Raw genomic sequence first — 16,387 nt, 5'->3', positions numbered from 1 at the left:
ACAGCCGCAGCACGGGCCTGCACCGCCGCAGCAGCAGACTTCAACTCCTCCAACACCCGCATCACATCAACAAGCTGTGAATCGGCCGCCTCCGGAAGCTCGGCAGCTGCGAGCGCGGCAGAGAACGTCCGAACCCTTGCTGCCAGCTGCCGCCCTCTTTCGCCTGAGCCATCTTCCCTGGCCGCACGACCAGGCACTGGATACATACCTGCACGACCAGAGCCGACAGACATGCCCTCTGGACTCTCTGCCGGTGGTGCCGGTGGTGTCGGTGGTGCCGGTGCCTCACTGAATGATTCGAACATGTGTTCGAGTCTAGGGTCTGCCACGGCGCCTCGAAAGAGCGCTTCTACGGGTTCTATTACCCTCCTCGAACACCTGCGAGCGCTAGCGTTCTCCGCACTCGCAGCCCGGAAAATGCGGGCACAGTATCTTCTGAATCCGGGGATAACTCATCCGGCAGAAAGCACACCCCAATACTGTGGAGGAGAAGACCCGTACTGTGGAGGAGGACAATGGCAGGCACGAACTCCCCAGCGGTTCCGCGGGGAACGAGTCCCGTCCGTCAGCTCGTCCGGCATCGGACAGTTCGGACAGTTCGGACAGCACCAACCTGCACATCCACCAGGCACATCCAGCAGGCTTCAGTCCCCCGCACGCCCGTACCGCCCCGGCTTCAGACCTGGTTCCGGCGCACTCGCCAACCTCCCGCAAACGCCGCAATAGCCACCAGGCCGAGCATAGGGAGGACAACCCACGAGTCGGCGAAGAAAGTCCCCATATAGGCAGCCAAGGCCATCACGCCGGTAACCACAGTCAGTGTCTCCCGGGTCCGTAGAGCCAGCGCCAAGAGTGCCACGCCGTACACCCCGCTATAGGTCATGCTCCACAGTGGGAGCGCCAGGAGCGGTGCCGCGAAACCAAGCAGCGCCAGGGCACCGCGCTGACGGCGCACGTTCAAACGGCTCTCCGTCCTGGCGACGAAAAAGTACGCACCGAATATCACCAGTGCAGGGACTACCAGCGGCAGGAGAACACGGAGCGGATACAGCACCCCCGGAAAGAGGAAAGACAGATCGACGGGCTCCCACGGCGTCCTGAATGCAGCGTTGCCGCTCAGGACGTACAAGAGGGACAGCACCGTACCGGCGCCGACGGCGAACATCAGCGCGGCACCGGCATAGACATCCGCGATAACTGCGGCAGCGGAACCGGCCGTTCCATCGGGAGCCTTATCGAAGCCTTTCGGGTCTGCACCCAGCTCGCTGCCGTCCGCGCCGGCATCTGGCCCGCTCACCGCGTTCTTATTCACCCGCCCCCCAAGGCTCTGCATGGGGGGAAATCTAGCACGGGCGGTATTGGTGCCCGACGGCGGCACCAGCGGACACGGCCGTCTGCACGAACGCTTGGCAAAAATGTCCAGCTATGGGAACCCGTCTGGCGAACAGGGCCGGAGACCGGCAGAATAACCCGGCAATACCCCGGAGAGAGACCCGGAAACGAGACCCGTCTCAAAGCCCCGCAATAAGGAACACCAGCGCCAGCAGTGCAGGACCAGCCTGGATGAGGGCCGGGCGGAGCATGCGGGAATCTTTCAGCAGGAGCACCGCGCCGGCGAGCATCATGGACGCGGCCGCAAAGCCGACCAGGGTCGCACCTACGGCGATGTTCCCCACCCCCAGCAGGAGGACGCCCAGGATGGCGCCCACGGCAAGGAAGAGATTGTAGAAGCCCTGGTTGTAGGCGAGCGCCTGGGTGTGGGCCGCCTGCTCACGGTTCGGGATCTGGAACAGTGCCATGGTTGCGGGGGCCGTCCAGCGGATTGACTCGAGCACAAAGATGTACACGTGGATGGCAGCAGCAATGAGCGCGAAGACCGAGGCGACGACGAGCATGGTTCCTCCTGCCTGTACCTGGTACCGGCCACGGCAGACACCGGGGACAGCTGCCCGGGTGTGGTTTCCGGGCTTGCCTCATGCTCGCATCCGGCACCGCAGGCCACAATGAGCCGTTGGAAACGCGATCCTCGCAGGACAGGAACGGCCGGGTAAGACCCTAGCGGTGCTCAGCCGGACGGCGGGTGCGGCCGATGGCTGTCTGCAGCCATCCGGCCACGGTGTCCTCCCACTGTGCGGGGTCAACGTTGTATTCCCGGGTGTGCCCGCCCTGCGGGAAGCGGACAAAAGTAACCAGGTCCGGGTTCTTTTCCGCCAGGTCGGCAGACGGACCCACCGGAACAAACTCGTCTCTCTCACTGTGGACGATCAGCACCGGAGTCCGGATCTCCTCCGCGCGCGAAACCCAGTCCATGCTGCGCAGGTCCAGCGGTGCGGCAAGGCCGGTCAGCGTCCGCCCGGCTGCGTTGGAGATCAGCCACTGGCCGAGCCGGCCAACCTGCGCGGGAATCCTGTTCAGCCGCGCATGGTGGGCCAGGACCTCCACCCAGTTCACCACCGGACCGTCGAGCACCAGTGCCCGAATATGCCGCTTCAGCGGCGAAAGGTCGGCGGTCTGCAGCGCGATCGCTCCTCCCATGGACCAGCCGAAGAGCACGACGTCGCGTGCACCGTTCTCAAGTGCATAGCGGATGGCGGCTTCGACGTCGCGCCATTCCGTGAGTCCCAGGCCATACCGGCCGTCTGAAGCGTAGGGAGCTTCGCCGTCGTTGCGGTAGGAAATCAGCAGGCTCGTCATTCCAGCGCGCCGGGCCGCTCCCAGGCCGCGGATCGTTTCGGTGCGCTGGGCGCCGCGGCCGTGGACCATGATGGCCCAGGTGCCCGAATCGTCCAGCGAGCGCACCAGCCAGGCCGGCGCCTTGCCGTTCTCGACGTCGATCTCCACGTCCTCCTGCGGGAAACCGGCGGCCGAGGGCGAGGGGTGCATGGCACCGGACCACCATCCCCGGACAGCAGTGGCAATGTCTCCGGAGTAGACCTGTTCGACGTCGCGCTGCACGGTCCCTTCCCGCGGCACGTAGGAACGGATCTCCCCGATCCGCGCATGCCCGGCACCGCGGTTCCAGTACAGCCCGTACGTTCCGGGAACAGTCGTGTCCTCATTCGCGGGCAGGATCACCTGCAGCCCGTCCGGTGAATCGATGACCGCAAGGATTTCCAGGTTCTCCTCCCGATCCTTGCGGGGCGTGACGATTTGCCGCGCGAAGTAGACGGCGAGTCCCGACGTCGCAGCGAGGACAGCCGTGGACGCCGCAACGCCCATGCCGGCGCCGAAAGCGGTCCATTTGACCCACGGCGGAGTCAGCGCGGAGGCGGACTCGGTCACTTCGGAAGGAGAGAGAACCATGTCTTTATTGTTACCGACTTTCCTGTCGGCAAGCTAAACGCACCTTCGCTGCGTTCCTTGTGGCGCTGACGCCCGGAAAAGCTAGGCTGGCGGGATGAACCCAACGATTCTGGTGCTTACGGAAGAAACGCTGAACGAAGCCGACGCCCGCAACCTGGGCTATCTGGCGGAGGACAACCCGGTACGGTTCGAGGTCCTTGTGCCGGCGGATCCCGGTCGGAACATGCTGGTGGACGTACTGGACAACCTGAGCCTGCTGGATTTCGCCGCCGCGTACCGCAACATCGCGGGCCCGCACCTGAGCGAGAAGCAGGAGGTAAAGGCAGCTGAGCAGGAGCTCGCCGAATCGCTGGACCTGCTGCGCGGCCTGGGGTTCGACGCCGACGGCCGGGTCACGGGGCAGAATCCCGTTGAAGCGGTAGTCGAGGAAGCCGGGCGCTCGCAGGCGCAGCAGGTAGTGGTGATCACCACCCCGCACGCGGTGGAAGACACGTTCGGCACCGACTGGGCCAACGAGGCGCAGGACCGGCTGGGAGTACCGGTACTGCACCTGTACTCGGGATCAACCTTCATCGGGGACTCCTAGGCACCGGCCCGCGGAATCCGGAGGCGGGATTTATTGGCCGCCTCCGGACGTTGTGGCGAACATGAGCACGACAGGAACGAACAGTGAGGCGGCAATGAACAGCACCAATGACACCGGTACCCAGTTCCCGGTCCAGAAGTCCGACGACGAGTGGCGGGCCGAGCTGACTCCTGCTGAGTACCAGGTCCTCCGCAAGGCAGGCACGGAACGCCCGTACACCGGAGAGTACTGGGACACCAAGACTGAAGGCGTGTACGCCTGCCGAGCCTGCGGGGCCGAACTGTTTACCAGCAGCGAGAAGTTCGACTCGCACTGCGGCTGGCCCTCTTTCTTCGCGCCGCTGGCCGAAGGAAAGGTGCGCTACCTGCACGACCGCAGCATGGGCATGGACCGCGTTGAAGTCCGCTGCGCGAACTGCGACTCCCACATGGGACACCTGTTCGAAGGCGAGGGCTTTGACACCCCCACCGACCAGCGGTACTGCATCAATTCGATTTCCATCAAGCTGGTTCCCAAGGCCGCAGACGGGAACTGACCCCCGACGGGCACAGTTGCCGTCCGGCCATTGTGCCTCCTGATAGCCCGCCGTACGCTCGAATAACGCGCCGAACCCGTTTTCGGCCCAGCGTACGGCGGGTTTTTTGCTGCCCGCGCGCCCGACTGGACAGCCAGGGAGCTGCAATGGGAACAGACCAGTATCACGAGCCGCCGGCAGAGCTGTCGGCCGAAACCCGGACATTCGCCAGGATGTGCGCCAGCCTGAGTGAGGAGGCCGAAGCGATCGGCTGGTACGTGCAGCGCATCTCCGTGGAACCCGACGCCGCTTCCCGCGCCATCATGCAGGACTCCCTCGGCGAGGAGTTCAAGCACTTTTCCATGGAACTTGAATTCCTGCTTCGCAAAACGCCTGAATGGCGGGAAATGGCACGCGGCATTCTCTTCACCGACGGCGACATCGTTGCCCACGGTGAAGCCTCAGAGGCGGCTGCGGCCGAGAACGAGTAGGTCCCGGCCCGACAGCTTCACCCTGCCGAACCCCCGGAGGTGAATGAGCAATGGCACGGCCAACCATCCTGGACCGGTTCCGCCCGGTCGGCGCTCCCGGCCCCTCCGGGCCCGTAGGAGTTCCCTCCACGGACCAGGAAGGTCCCGACGCCGAACTGCTTCCAGTCTTCGCGTCGCTCCAGCCGGACACCGCTGAAGGCAGAAGCCAGGTCGAGGCGGCAGCAGCGCGGGCACGGGACCTGCTGGCTGAAGCGCGGCGGCAGGCTGACGCCGAAGTGGCGCAGGCGCGGCTGGACTCCGGCTCCGTCCGCGCCCGTGCAGCCGAAGAGGTATCCCAGCAGGCCGCAGCCCAGGAGAAGGAACTCATGTCGCAGGCCCGGAACCGGGCCGAGCAGCTCGGACAGGCGGCCCGGGAGCGGATTCCGCAGCTTGCGGAGAGAATCGCCGCCTCCATCACCCGGGACTACCTCGGCGGGGGCTCCCCCAACGGTTCAGACGGTGCCGGAGACGGTGCCGGACCAAACACCGGGAACCGGCAATGAGGTCCGACTGGGTGGCCGCGTCGGTACGTGCCAAGGCCATGGCTCGCAGGCGGGCCGGGGCAGGCCTGTGCCGGGACGCCGCAGCCCTGGGCTCCCTGCCGCGGGCCTTGGAGATCCTTGAACAGACCGGATACGGCCCGGAGCTCATCGCGGACGCGAATACCGCACGGGACGGGAATTCCGCACGGGACGGCGGTACCGGGCCGGAAGCCGACCTGGCAGCGGCGCAGCACGCAACGCGCCGCAGCGTCCTGTGGCAGCTGAGGGTGCTTGCGGGCTGGCTGCCGGTCTCCGGTGCGCGGATGGTCCGGGCCGCCGGAGCTGCGTTCGAACTCGAGAACATCACGGTGCTTTCCCGCCGGCTGCAGGGAGCCGCAGCGGCGGAAACGGGTGACGGGCTGCGGCGCAGTGCAGTGCTCCCGGAGTACTTTGACCTCGGCGGGCTGGCCACCGCCTGGCCGAGACTGTCACAGGCTGGGACCTTCTCCGACCTCGCGGAGGCGCTGCGGACGAGTCCCTGGGGAGACCCCGGTTCTCCGCAGGACCTCGCTGACACCCTAACGGTCGTCTGGTTCCGCAGGCTGGCCGCTGCAGCACCGCAAACCCGCCGCTGGATGGTGGCAGGGGCTGCCCTGCTGGCTGCACGCCGGGTGCTTGCCATGCCAGGCACTGAAGGCGGCGCCGGAGTCCGGCCTGAACCCGGGAACCGGGTGCACGCACTGCTGCAGCCGATGATCGGCAGCAGCTGGACGGAAGCGCAGGATGTGGCGTCCTTTCGGGCGGCACTGCCCGCTGCAGCTGCTCCCGTGCTGGACGGGATTGAGGACCCCGGTGACCTCTGGCGGGCCGAAGCGGCACTGCGGGCACGGGTTGAAGATGACGCGTTCTCCCTGCTGCGCTCCGGCCTGCCCGGACCGGACATCGCAGTCGGGGCCATCACCGTGCTGGCCATGGATGCCTGGCGTGTACGTGCGGCGCTCGCAGCTGCCGCCACCGGCGGAGGAAGCGAGGTGCTTGATGCAGTGGCGTGAAACCCTCAGCCCCATCCGCATGGACCGTGTGGCGGTCATCGCCCCAACGGAGCGTACACGCGAAGCCCTGGAAGAGGTGGCCCGCAGCGCCGCCGTCGAACTCGAGCTTCCCTACACTCCCGGCGACGGACCGGAGGAACTGGACCGCGCAGCCGGAGCGGCAGTGGAGAACGGCGCCGTTTCCGGACTGGTGGGCTGGGCGCCGTCGCGCAGGGTCCCGGAACTGCAGGAAGCCCTCAAGCCCCTGGGCGCCGGCGTCGTGCCGCTGAAAGCGCCCCGCGGCGTCCAGCCGCCCACCCTGCTGACCGGCAACGAACGCCGCTCCAGGCAGCCGCCCAAATTCTCCCGGCTGCTGGTGGACACCTACACCACAGTGCCGTACGCCGACGTCGACCCGGCCCGGCTGGCCGGGCTGGCGTACGTGGTGATGTTCGGCATGATGTTCGGCGACGCCGGGCAGGGACTGCTGCTGGTCCTGGCTGGGTTGATTGTCCGCTCCGGGCGGATCGCCCGCATCCGCCGCTTCCAGCGGACTTGGCTCTTCATCTTCGGTGCCGGGCTGGCAGCGGTGTTCTTCGGTGTGCTGTACGGGGAGTTCTTCGGTCCCACCCACGTCATTCCGGTGCTGTGGCTGGAGCCGGTGGAAAACCCCATACCCCTGCTCATCGCGGCCCTGATCTTCGGTGCCGTCCTGCTGGCCTTCGCCTTTACCCTCGGCACCATCAACCGGGTCCGGGAAGGCGGCTGGGGCTATGCGCTGTACGCCCGGACAGGGCTGGCCGGCGCCCTGCTGTTCCTGGCGGTCGGCATGCTGGCAGGCGGGCTGGTGGCCGGTTGGACTCCGATGGTCGTGGCCGCCGCAGTCCTGGCGGTCCTGGCGCTGGCACTGATCTTCACCGGCCTGTTCGTCGAGGCGGGAGGCGGCGGCACCGGGACCATGCAGGCCTCGGTGGAGCTGGTGGATACCGTCATCCAGCTTGCTTCCAACCTGGTGTCCTTCACCCGCCTTGCCGCGTTCGGCCTTACGCATGCCGCGCTGATGTCCATCGTCTGGCAGGGCACCACCGCGCTGTGGCATCCGGACTGGCGGGCCGTGCTGGCCGTGCTGGTCTTCTTAGTCGGCAACGCCGTCACCTTCGCCCTGGAAGGCCTGGTAGCGGCGATCCAGGCGCTGCGGCTGGAGTACTACGAGCTTTTCTCCCGCATCTTTACGGATGAGGGCCGTCCGTTCAAACCCTGGAGCCCCCAGCTGCCCGAATCCGCGGCATCCGGTTCGTCCACCACTGAAAGGCAAACGCCATGAATCCCTGGTTTGCCGGTATCCCCCTGGCACTGATCATCACCGTCCTGCTGGCCGGAGGAGCGCTCTGGCTGCTTCGGCGCCGGCGGGGGGCAGGCCTCAAGGTGATGCTGGGCGTGAACGGACTGATCATGGCCGGAGCCCTGGCGCTGCTGGCGGCAGCCTTCGCAGCAGCACCGGCGTCGGCGTCCGGCGGAGCGGCGGAGACCGCCGTCTCCATGGCCACCGACGGGTCCGACAGCTCCAGCGCCGCCCTCCTCGGCGCGGCAATCGCCGTCGCCGGTTCCTCCATTGGCGCGGCAATCGCGGTGGCGTACACCGGTTCGGCCGCGCTCGCTGCCATGAGTGAGCGGCCGGAGATCTTCGGCCGCGCCATGGTGGTGGTTGGGCTGGCCGAAGGCATCGCCATTTACGGGCTGATCATTTCCATCATCCTGATCGGCCAGGCATGAGCACCCGGGCGGTCGTTGCGGCCCTGGGCGCGCCGGGGATCCTGGCCGGCTATGAGCTGGCCGGCGCCCGGCTGATCGCGGCCAGGAGCGACGAGGACGTGCGGCAGGCGTGGTCCCAGCTTCCGGAGGACACCGCCGTCGTTCTCCTGACTGCCGACGCCGCTGCCGCCCTGGCCGGGCGCCTGGACGATCCCACAGCTCCCCTGACCGTGGCGCTGCCCGCATGAGCAGCCTTCCGCGCGCTGCCGCGCCCGCCCTGGTACCCATCCGCGAAGCCATCCGCTCCGGTGCCGCAGCCCAGGCGCAAACCATCCTGGACACCGCCGAGCGGCAGGCTGCTGAAATCCGGGAACGCGGCCGCGCAGAGGCCGAGCAGATCCGCAGCCGCGCCGAGGCCGACGGCCGCGAGGCAGCGCGGGCCGAAGCCGTGCTGCGCTCCGCCCGGGCGCGGCGCGCTGCCGGCGGGACGGTCCTGGCCCGCGAGGAGGAACTTCGCGCAGAGCTGCGGCGCCGGGTCCTGGCCGAGGCAGCCACGCTCCGCACGGATCCGCGCTATCCGGCCCTCCTGGACGCGCTGCGGGAGCAGGCGCGTGAGCTCCTGGGCCCCCAGGCGCAGACCAGGGAAGCCCCCGACGGCGGAATCACAGCCAGCCTGGGCTCCCGGAGCGTCGACCTGTCCCTGCCTGCGCTGGGCAACGCAGCCCTTGAACGCTATGCCGGGGAGGTGCGGGACCTGTGGCAGGAGTAGAAACCGGAGGGGCCGCGCGCGAGCCGCAGGCCGGCGGGGCAGGCAGGATCCGGCGGGTCAGCGGACCGCTGGTGGAAATCAGCGGCCTGCCGGACATCTCCATGCTGGAAGTGGTTGCGCTGGGGCCCGAGCGGATCTCGGCGGAAACAATCGCCGTCAACGGCGCAGACGCAACGCTTCAGGCCTACGAATACACCGGCGGGCTCAAGGCAGGGGATGCCGCCGAAGGAACCGGACACCAGCTCTCCGCTCTGCTGGGCCCGCACCTGCTGGGACAGGTCTTTGACGGCCTGCTCCGGCCGCTCTCCTCCGCTCCGCTGTGGCTGAGCGCGGACCGGGAAGACGCCGCGGAAGACCGCCTGGTGCTGGACCGGCAGTGGAAGTTCGAGCCGCAGGCCGCGGTCGGTGACACCGTCAGCCCGGGGCAGGTGCTCGGTATCGTGCCGGAAGCGGGCAGCGTGCCGTTCCGGGTGACGGTTCCCCCCGGCGTCGAGGGTGAACTGACCTGGCTCGGGAACGGCCTGCTGCGCCCGCTGGAACGCGCCGCAGTGGTGGACGGCATTGAAATCAGCCTGGCCCAGCGCTGGCCGGTCCACCGGCCCCGCCCGGTCTCGTCCCGGCTCTCCGATGCGGTGCCGATGCACACCGGGCAGCGGGTCCTGGATTTGATGTTCCCACTCCCCCGCGGAGCCGCCGCCGCTGTTCCGGGAGGTTTCGGCACCGGCAAGACGCTGCTGCTGCAGCAGATCGCCAAATGGTCCGACGCCGATGTGATCGTCTACGTGGGCTGCGGCGAGCGCGGCAATGAGATGGCCGACGTCCTCGACGGGCTGAGCAGCCTGGAGGATCCGCGCACCGGAGGCGCCCTGCTGGACCGCACCGTGATCATTGCCAACACCTCCAACATGCCCATGATGGCCAGGGAGGCCAGCATCAACACGGGGGTCACCGTCGCAGAGTTCTTCCGTGACATGGGCTACCACGCGGTGGTGATCGCCGACTCAACCTCGCGCTGGGCCGAAGCACTGCGCGAGTTCGCCAACCGCAACGGGGACCTGCCCGCCGAAGAGGGGTATCCGGCGTCGCTGGCCTCGGAACTTGCCGCCTTCTACGAACGAGCCTCCCTGGCCATCACGCTGGGCGGCGGGACGGCGTCCGTCACGGTCATCGGCGCCGTCTCTCCCCCGGGCGGTGACATGAGCGAGCCCGTGACCACCGGCACCCAGCGCTTCGTCCGGTCCCTGTGGCAGCTGGACCGGGAGCTCGCCTACTCACGGCACTATCCGGCAGTGAGCTGGCGCGGGTCCTTCTCCCGGGACGCCGACGCCCTGGGACGCTGGCATGCGGCCAACGGCGACCCGGAATGGGCCTCCCGCCGGGCCCGCGCCAGCCTGATCCTGGCGGAAGCGGACCGGCTCGCCGCCCTGGCGGAAATCATCGGGGCGAATTCCCTGCCGGGCCACGAACAGATGGTGCTGCTGGGCGGGCGGCTGCTGCGTGACGGCGTGCTGGTGCAGAACGCCCTCAGCGCCAACGACGGCTACTGCTCCGCGGCCAAGGGCGCCGCGCTGCTGCAGGCCGTACTGGACACCGTGGACATCTGCCAGGAGCTGGTTGCCCGCGGGGTTCCGCCGGCCACCGTTGACGCGTTCGATTTCTCCACTCTGCTGCGCCTGCGCGAGTCCGCCGGTCCGTCCGACGCCGAGGGCGTTTCCGAGCGCGCCGCGGCTTTCCTGGCCGGACTGAAGGAGCTGCAATGACCGTCCCCAACCGGAACCTGGTTTCCCACCGCGACGTGCGTGAACTGCGCGGGCCGCTCATGGTTGTAGGTGATGCCGATGGCGTGGGCTGGGACGAGTTTGCCGGCGTCGACGTGGAGGGCGGGGCGGAACGGCATGCCCTGGTGCTGGAAGTCAACGGCGACCAGGCCCTGCTGCAGGTCCTGGAAGGCACTGAGGGAATGCGCCTGGGCGGCATATCGGTGCGTTTCCAAGGCAGGCCGCTGCACATCCCGGTGGGACCGGAGTGGCTGGGCCGGGTCTGCAACGGACGCGGTGAGCCGCTTGACGGGGGTCCGCCGATTACCGCGGATACCGTGGAACCGGTGAGCGGGTGGCCGCTGAACCCGGTCTACCGGATCCCACCCCAGGAAGCGGTCATCACGGGGATCTCCGCCATCGATGCGCTGACCACCCTGGTCCGCGGGCAGAAACTCCCCATCTTCTCCGTGGCCGGACTGCCGCATCTGACCCTCGCCACGCAGATCGCCGCCCAGTCCCGCACCGGGGGCCGGAACTTCCGGGTGGTCTTCGCGGCCATGGGCATGACCCACGCGGACATTGCCTACATCCGGGACCGGCTGGAGGAACGCTCCGCGGCCGGGGAGCTGGTGCTGCTGCTCAACGCCGCCGACGACCCGGTCATTGAACGTATCCTGACCCCGCGGATCGCCCTGAGCATTGCCGAGCACCTGGCATATGAGGAAGGCAGCGACGTGCTGGTGGTCATGAGCGACATGACCAGCTACGCCGAAGCCGTCCGGGAAGTCTCAGCGGCCCGCAAGGAAATCCCGGCCCGCCGCGGCTACCCCGGCTACCTCTACAGCGACCTGGCGACCCTGTACGAACGCTGCGGACGGGTCCAGGGCCGGGAGGGTTCAGTGACGATCGTTCCGGTGCTGACCATGCCGTCGGGGGACATGACCCATCCGGTCCCGGACCTGACCGGCTACATCACCGAAGGGCAGATCGTGCTCTCCCCTGACATCAGCGCACGGGACATCTATCCCCCGGTGGACGTCCTGTCCTCCCTCTCCCGGCTGATGCGCTCCGGGGCGGGCAAGGGACGGACCCGGGAGGACCACCTGGACGTGGCGGCGCAGGTGCTGGCGGCCATGGCCAGGGCACGGCAGGCCTCGGAGCTGGCCGAACTCGTTGGAGAGGATGCCCTGGGCGAGGCGGACCGCGCCTACATCGCGTTCCGCTCCGCGGTGGAGGAGAAACTGCTGAACCAGGGCGTGGACGAGTACCGTTCCCTGGAACAGACCCTGGGCCTGGCCTGGGAAGCCCTCGGCCTGCTGCCGCGCCGTGAGCTGAGCATGCTCTCCCCCGAACTGCTGGACAAATACCTTCCGGGCCCGGTTGGCGGGGCACGGCTGTGAGCGGGAACGGCCGGGCAGCACGGGCCGAAACCGAACGGCGGCTTGAAACGGCGCGGCGCGGGGCGGAACTGCTGGACCGCAAGCAGCAGATCCTGCGCATCGCCATCGGGAACCGGGCCGAACGGTCGGAGCAGAGCCTGCAGCGGTTCCATGAGGCCGCTGCCGGTGCGTCCCTCTGGCTGGGGAGGGCGCTGGCGCTGGACGGCTTGGGGCACATCCGCGAGGCGGTCCCGGACACCCTTGCCGAAGCCGAGATCCGCTGGGGCGGGGCTATGGGCATCTCCTATCCGGAGGACGCCGCCGTGAACCTGCCTGCCCAAATGCCCTCCTCAGGTTCCTCAGCGCTGGCCTACGCCGCCGCGGCGCACCGGGAGGCGCTCGCCGCCGCCGTCGTCCATGCCGCCGATGCACGGGCCGTGCTGCTTCTCAGCCGCGAACTCGCCGCGACCCGCACCCGCCAGCGCGCCGTCGAGCACCGCTGGATACCGAAGCTGGAAGCGGAACTGGAGCGGATCCTGCGCAGCCTCGCCGAACAGGAACTGGAAGAGAGCCTGCGCCTGCGGTGGGCGGCGGGTGCCATCTAGGAGACGCGGCGGCGTTCAGCCGAGGCGTTCAATGATCGTGACGTTCGCCTGGCCGCCGCCCTCGCACATGGTCTGCAGCCCGTAGCGGCCGCCCGTTCGTTCCAGTTCGTGAAGCAGAGTGGTCATCAAGCGGGCTCCGGTGGCGCCGATGGGATGGCCCAGGGAGATCCCGCCGCCGTTCACATTGACCGTGGACATGTCCGCTTCCAGCTCACGCTGCCAGGCCAGGACCACGGAGGCGAACGCCTCGTTGATTTCGATGAGGTCCATCTGGTGCAGGGTCATGCCGGTGCGCTTGAGTGCGTGCCGGGTGGCTTCGATGGGTGCGCTGAGCATCATGACCGGGTCGTCCCCGCGGGCGGAGATGTGGTGGATGCGGGCACGCGGTGTGAGGCCGTACCGGCGCACGGCGTCTTCCGAGGCCAGCAGCAGCACGGCGGCGGCGTCTGAAATCTGGGACGACGTCGCCGCGGTCAGCTTCCCGCCGTCGCGCAGCGGTGCCAGGGATTCGATCTTCTCCCGGTTGGGAACCCGCGGACCTTCGTCGGCCGTGATCCCGGCAACGGGAAGGATCTCGCTCTCAAAGCGGCCCTGGGCCTGGGCTGCGAGCGCCCGTTCATGGGAGCCGACGGCGAAGTCCTCCATTTCCCGGCGGCTCAGGTTCCAGCGGTCCACCATCATTTCCGCGCCGATGAACTGCGAGATGGGCTGCGTGCCGTACCTGGCTTCCCATCCGGCGGAACCGGCGAACGGGTTGGGAAAGCCGAGTTCCGCCGCAGCGGTGTTCGCATAGCCAATGGGCACCGCGGACATGTTCTGCACGCCGCCGGCAACCACCAGGTCGCTCGTGCCGCTCATCACGGCCTGCGCGGCATAGGAGACGGCCTGCTGGCCCGAACCGCACTGGCGCTCAACCGTGGTTCCCGGCACCCGTTCCGAGAGCCCGGCGGCCAGCCAGGCAGTGCGGGCTATGTCCATGGCCTGCGGACCAACCTGGTCAATGGATCCCAGGATCACCTCGTCGAACTCATCGGAATCTATGCCCGTGCGCCGTACCGTTTCACCGATGACGGCGGCGGCAAGGTCCGCCGGGTGCATCCCGCTCAGTCCCCCGCCGCGCCGTCCCACCGGAGTGCGCAGCGCGTCGATAATGAATGCTTCAGCCATGGCTGGCCCCTTTGCCGGTTGTCTGCCTGTGTCCTGCACCACGTTAGGCGATGCCGCCGGCTGCGGGGGTCCGCCACGGGACCGGCTAGAATGGAAAGGCTGCCATTGCTGGCAGCACTGCCGCGAGTGTCCAGCCCTGCGGCCCTTCCCACCACACGTGAAAGCAGCGGAGTGTCCCAACAGGTTTCCACCACCGTCAGCGCCACCGCCACCAAGGAGATCCTCAAGGAGTCCGCCCGGCGGCGTACCTTTGCCGTCATCTCCCACCCCGACGCCGGCAAGTCCACGCTCACTGAAGCGCTTGCCCTGCACGCCAGGGTGATCGGCACGGCAGGCGCCACCAACGGCAAGGAGAACCGCCGCGAAACGGTCTCCGACTGGATGCAGATGGAAAAGGACCGCGGCATCTCCATCAGCTCCACGGCCCTGCAGTTCGCCTACCGCGACACCGTGATCAACCTGCTGGACACCCCGGGACACGCCGACTTCTCCGAGGACACCTACCGTGTCCTCGCGGCGGTGGACTGCGCGGTCATGCTGGTGGACGCCGCCAAGGGCCTGGAAACCCAGACCATGAAGCTTTTTGAAGTCTGCCGTGCGCGCAACCTGCCGATCATCACCGTGATCAACAAATGGGACCGCCCCGGCCTGGACCCGCTGGCACTCATGGACGAAATCACCGAGCGCACCGGCCTGGCCCCCATGCCGCTGACCTGGGCCATCGGCATCGCCGGTGACTTCCGCGGAGTCTGGGACCTGCAGAAGGACGAATACGTCCACTTCGAGCGGCAGAACTCCGGCGCCTCCCTGGCCAAGGAAGAGCACTTCACCCCGGAACAGGCCCTTGAACGCGAAGGCGATGCCTGGAGCGATTCCCTGGACGAGGCAGAACTGGTCATCGACGGCCGGGAATTCGACCGGGATGCCTTCCTGGACGCCAAGGCCACCCCCATCCTCTTCTCCTCCGCCGCCCTCAACTTCGGCGTCAAGCAGATCCTGGACGCCCTGGTGGACCTGGCCCCGTCAGCATCCCCGCGCGAGGACAAGGACGGCGGGCTCCGTCCCGTGGAGGCACCCTTCTCCGGGTTCGTCTTCAAAGTCCAGGCCGGCATGAACCGCGCCCACCGCGACCACGTGGCCTTCATCCGCGTCTGCTCCGGAATCTTTGAGCGCGGCATGGTGGTGACACATTCCAACACCGGCAAGACGTTCGCCACCAAGTACGCCCAGCACCTGTTCGGGCGTGAACGCGAAGTAATTGACCAGGCGTACCCGGGCGACGTCGTCGGGCTGGTCAATGCCTCGGCGCTGCGTGTGGGTGACAGCCTCTATGTGGAGGAGCCGGTGGAGTATCCGCCCATCCCGTTCTTCTCCCCCGAGCACTTCCGGGTGGCCCGCTCCCAGGATCCCAGCCGGTACAAGCAGTTCCGGCGCGGCATCGACCAGCTTGAACACGAAGGCATCATCCAGGTGCTGCGCTCGGACCGCCGAGGTGACCAGGCACCGGTCCTGGCTGCCGTCGGACCGATGCAGTTCGAGGTGGTGGAAGACCGCATGACGCAGGACTTCAACGCGCCCATGCGCTACGAGCAGCTTTCCTACTCATTGGCCCGGCTGACGTCGGCCGGCGCTGCTGAGATCCTCTCCAACGTCCACGGTGCCGAGGTGCTGGTGCGCACCGACGGCGCGTATGTGGCGGTCTTCAATGACATCTGGGCGCTGCGCCGCGTGGAGAAGAACCACCCCGAGGTTCCGCTGGCAGTTATTGGCACGGAGTCACCAAACAGCCGCGGCTACTAGGCGCCTTTCCTCGCCCGAAAAATTTACCGGAGACTCTGTTCCTGCTTACCTGTGCGGCGTAGTTTTTACCCATGCAGGTAAAAGAGCCGTCCTTCACTGGTTCGGCACGGCGGGCGCAAATCGTCGACGCCACGCTCTCCGTCATTGCCGAACAGGGCTATGACCGCGCTTCCTATGCCCGCATAGCGGAGCAGGCACGGCTCTCCAGTACCCGGCTGATCTCCTACCACTTTGCCGGCAAGGCTGATCTGATCAGCGCCTGTGCCGCCCAGGTGATCGAGCGGATCGGAGCCTGGACCGGCTCTGCAGTGCATGCCGAGGAAACAGCGGCGGGTGCCCTGCAGGCGTACATCACGGCGACAATCCGGTTCATAGATGACAACCGGGCTGCCATGACTGCCCTGACCCGCATTGTGCTGGCCGGAGCACTGAAGTACACAACCGCCGACGACGCCGCGGCCGCCGCCCCGCTCGAGGACCTGCTTCGGCGGGGCCAGGAAAGCGGAGAGTTCCGTTCCTTCGATCCCGCGGTGATGGCCCACGCCGTCCAGCGCAGCATCGACGGACTGCCGTTTGTGCTTGAGCGGGCACCCGAAACGGACTGCGCAGCCTACGGACGCGAGCTCGGCGCCCTGTTCGAACTCGCCACGCGGCTGGACGCACGGAAACCCGTTTCCAACTGAGAGCTTCAGCGGAACTCCATGCCGGG

The 16,387-nt window shown here is 67.7% G+C and carries 19 protein-coding genes; 14 read left to right on the top strand and 5 right to left on the bottom strand.

Going from position 1 to position 16,387, the window contains the following annotated elements; translation table 11 throughout:
• The 4 genes from ABFX29_RS11285 to ABFX29_RS11270 all read right to left on the bottom strand — a co-directional run.
• Positions 1-305: hypothetical protein (locus ABFX29_RS11285; protein ID WP_428830568.1), on the bottom strand; the 305-nt coding region annotated here is incomplete at its 3' end.
• A gap of 371 nt (positions 306-676) precedes the next feature.
• Complete coding sequence (locus ABFX29_RS11280) at positions 677-1,333, bottom strand: hypothetical protein (protein ID WP_346038491.1); 657 nt, start codon at positions 1,331-1,333, stop codon at positions 677-679.
• Between the two features lie 178 nt (positions 1,334-1,511).
• The gene (locus ABFX29_RS11275) at positions 1,512-1,895 is read right to left on the bottom strand and encodes a DUF1304 domain-containing protein (RefSeq protein ID WP_152229063.1); all 384 of its coding nucleotides are present in this window, start codon (positions 1,893-1,895) and stop codon (positions 1,512-1,514) included.
• 160 nt (positions 1,896-2,055) lie between these two features.
• Complete coding sequence (locus ABFX29_RS11270) at positions 2,056-3,303, bottom strand: alpha/beta hydrolase (protein WP_152229064.1); 1,248 nt, start codon at positions 3,301-3,303, stop codon at positions 2,056-2,058.
• Positions 3,304-3,397: 94 nt separating this feature from the next.
• Between ABFX29_RS11270 and ABFX29_RS11265 the strand changes: the two genes are divergently transcribed.
• From ABFX29_RS11265 to ABFX29_RS11210, 12 genes are all read left to right on the top strand, one after another.
• On the top strand, positions 3,398-3,889 hold the full coding sequence (locus ABFX29_RS11265) for a hypothetical protein (protein ID WP_152229065.1): 492 nt from the start codon (positions 3,398-3,400) through the stop codon (positions 3,887-3,889).
• A gap of 94 nt (positions 3,890-3,983) precedes the next feature.
• Positions 3,984-4,424 carry a peptide-methionine (R)-S-oxide reductase MsrB gene (gene msrB, locus ABFX29_RS11260; RefSeq protein ID WP_152229066.1) on the top strand — a complete coding sequence of 147 codons (441 nt, stop codon included), beginning with the start codon at positions 3,984-3,986 and terminating at the stop codon, positions 4,422-4,424.
• Between the two features lie 146 nt (positions 4,425-4,570).
• On the top strand, positions 4,571-4,894 hold the full coding sequence (locus ABFX29_RS11255; protein WP_152229067.1) for a ferritin family protein: 324 nt from the start codon (positions 4,571-4,573) through the stop codon (positions 4,892-4,894).
• A gap of 50 nt (positions 4,895-4,944) precedes the next feature.
• Entirely contained in the window at positions 4,945-5,436 is a 492-nt protein-coding gene (locus tag ABFX29_RS11250; protein ID WP_152229068.1) for an ATP synthase subunit B family protein, read from the top strand.
• Positions 5,433-6,467 (top strand): V-type ATPase subunit, encoded by a 1,035-nt coding sequence (locus ABFX29_RS11245; protein WP_152229069.1) that lies wholly within the window; start codon positions 5,433-5,435, stop codon positions 6,465-6,467. Before ABFX29_RS11250 ends, ABFX29_RS11245 begins: the two co-directional genes overlap by 4 nt.
• On the top strand, positions 6,454-7,770 hold the full coding sequence (locus ABFX29_RS11240) for a V-type ATPase 116kDa subunit family protein (protein ID WP_211372418.1): 1,317 nt from the start codon (positions 6,454-6,456) through the stop codon (positions 7,768-7,770). Before ABFX29_RS11245 ends, ABFX29_RS11240 begins: the two co-directional genes overlap by 14 nt.
• Entirely contained in the window at positions 7,767-8,219 is a 453-nt protein-coding gene (locus ABFX29_RS11235; protein WP_152229070.1) for an ATP synthase subunit C, read from the top strand. The genes ABFX29_RS11240 and ABFX29_RS11235 overlap by 4 nt, the downstream gene beginning before the upstream one ends.
• Positions 8,216-8,446 carry a hypothetical protein gene (locus ABFX29_RS11230; protein WP_152229071.1) on the top strand — a complete coding sequence of 77 codons (231 nt, stop codon included), beginning with the start codon at positions 8,216-8,218 and terminating at the stop codon, positions 8,444-8,446. The genes ABFX29_RS11235 and ABFX29_RS11230 overlap by 4 nt, the downstream gene beginning before the upstream one ends.
• The gene (locus ABFX29_RS11225) at positions 8,443-8,967 is read left to right on the top strand and encodes a hypothetical protein (RefSeq protein WP_152229072.1); all 525 of its coding nucleotides are present in this window, start codon (positions 8,443-8,445) and stop codon (positions 8,965-8,967) included. The genes ABFX29_RS11230 and ABFX29_RS11225 overlap by 4 nt, the downstream gene beginning before the upstream one ends.
• Positions 8,955-10,727 (top strand): V-type ATP synthase subunit A, encoded by a 1,773-nt coding sequence (locus ABFX29_RS11220; protein ID WP_152229073.1) that lies wholly within the window; start codon positions 8,955-8,957, stop codon positions 10,725-10,727. Before ABFX29_RS11225 ends, ABFX29_RS11220 begins: the two co-directional genes overlap by 13 nt.
• Positions 10,724-12,127 carry a V-type ATP synthase subunit B gene (locus tag ABFX29_RS11215; RefSeq protein WP_152229074.1) on the top strand — a complete coding sequence of 468 codons (1,404 nt, stop codon included), beginning with the start codon at positions 10,724-10,726 and terminating at the stop codon, positions 12,125-12,127. Before ABFX29_RS11220 ends, ABFX29_RS11215 begins: the two co-directional genes overlap by 4 nt.
• Positions 12,124-12,711, top strand: a complete 588-nt coding sequence (locus ABFX29_RS11210) for a V-type ATP synthase subunit D (RefSeq protein ID WP_170287798.1) — start codon at positions 12,124-12,126, stop codon at positions 12,709-12,711. The genes ABFX29_RS11215 and ABFX29_RS11210 overlap by 4 nt, the downstream gene beginning before the upstream one ends.
• A 15-nt stretch (positions 12,712-12,726) precedes the next feature.
• Here ABFX29_RS11210 and ABFX29_RS11205 read toward each other — a convergent pair whose 3' ends face one another.
• Positions 12,727-13,878: an acetyl-CoA C-acetyltransferase gene (locus ABFX29_RS11205; protein WP_152229076.1), complete on the bottom strand. Its 1,152-nt coding sequence runs from the start codon at positions 13,876-13,878 to the stop codon at positions 12,727-12,729.
• A gap of 171 nt (positions 13,879-14,049) precedes the next feature.
• Here ABFX29_RS11205 and ABFX29_RS11200 point away from each other — a divergent pair, with 171 nt between their 5' ends.
• Both ABFX29_RS11200 and ABFX29_RS11195 read left to right on the top strand, forming a co-directional pair.
• Positions 14,050-15,678 (top strand): peptide chain release factor 3, encoded by a 1,629-nt coding sequence (locus tag ABFX29_RS11200; protein WP_152229077.1) that lies wholly within the window; start codon positions 14,050-14,052, stop codon positions 15,676-15,678.
• A gap of 71 nt (positions 15,679-15,749) precedes the next feature.
• Entirely contained in the window at positions 15,750-16,361 is a 612-nt protein-coding gene (locus ABFX29_RS11195; protein WP_152229078.1) for a TetR/AcrR family transcriptional regulator, read from the top strand.
• Positions 16,362-16,387 lie beyond the last annotated feature (26 nt).

Source organism: Arthrobacter gandavensis (assembly GCF_039528575.1).
Taxonomy (GTDB): Bacteria; Actinomycetota; Actinomycetes; order Actinomycetales; family Micrococcaceae; genus Arthrobacter_B; species Arthrobacter_B citreus_B.
The sequence above is the reverse complement of the archived record's forward strand: the minus strand, read 5'-3'. Positions and strand labels throughout refer to the sequence as shown.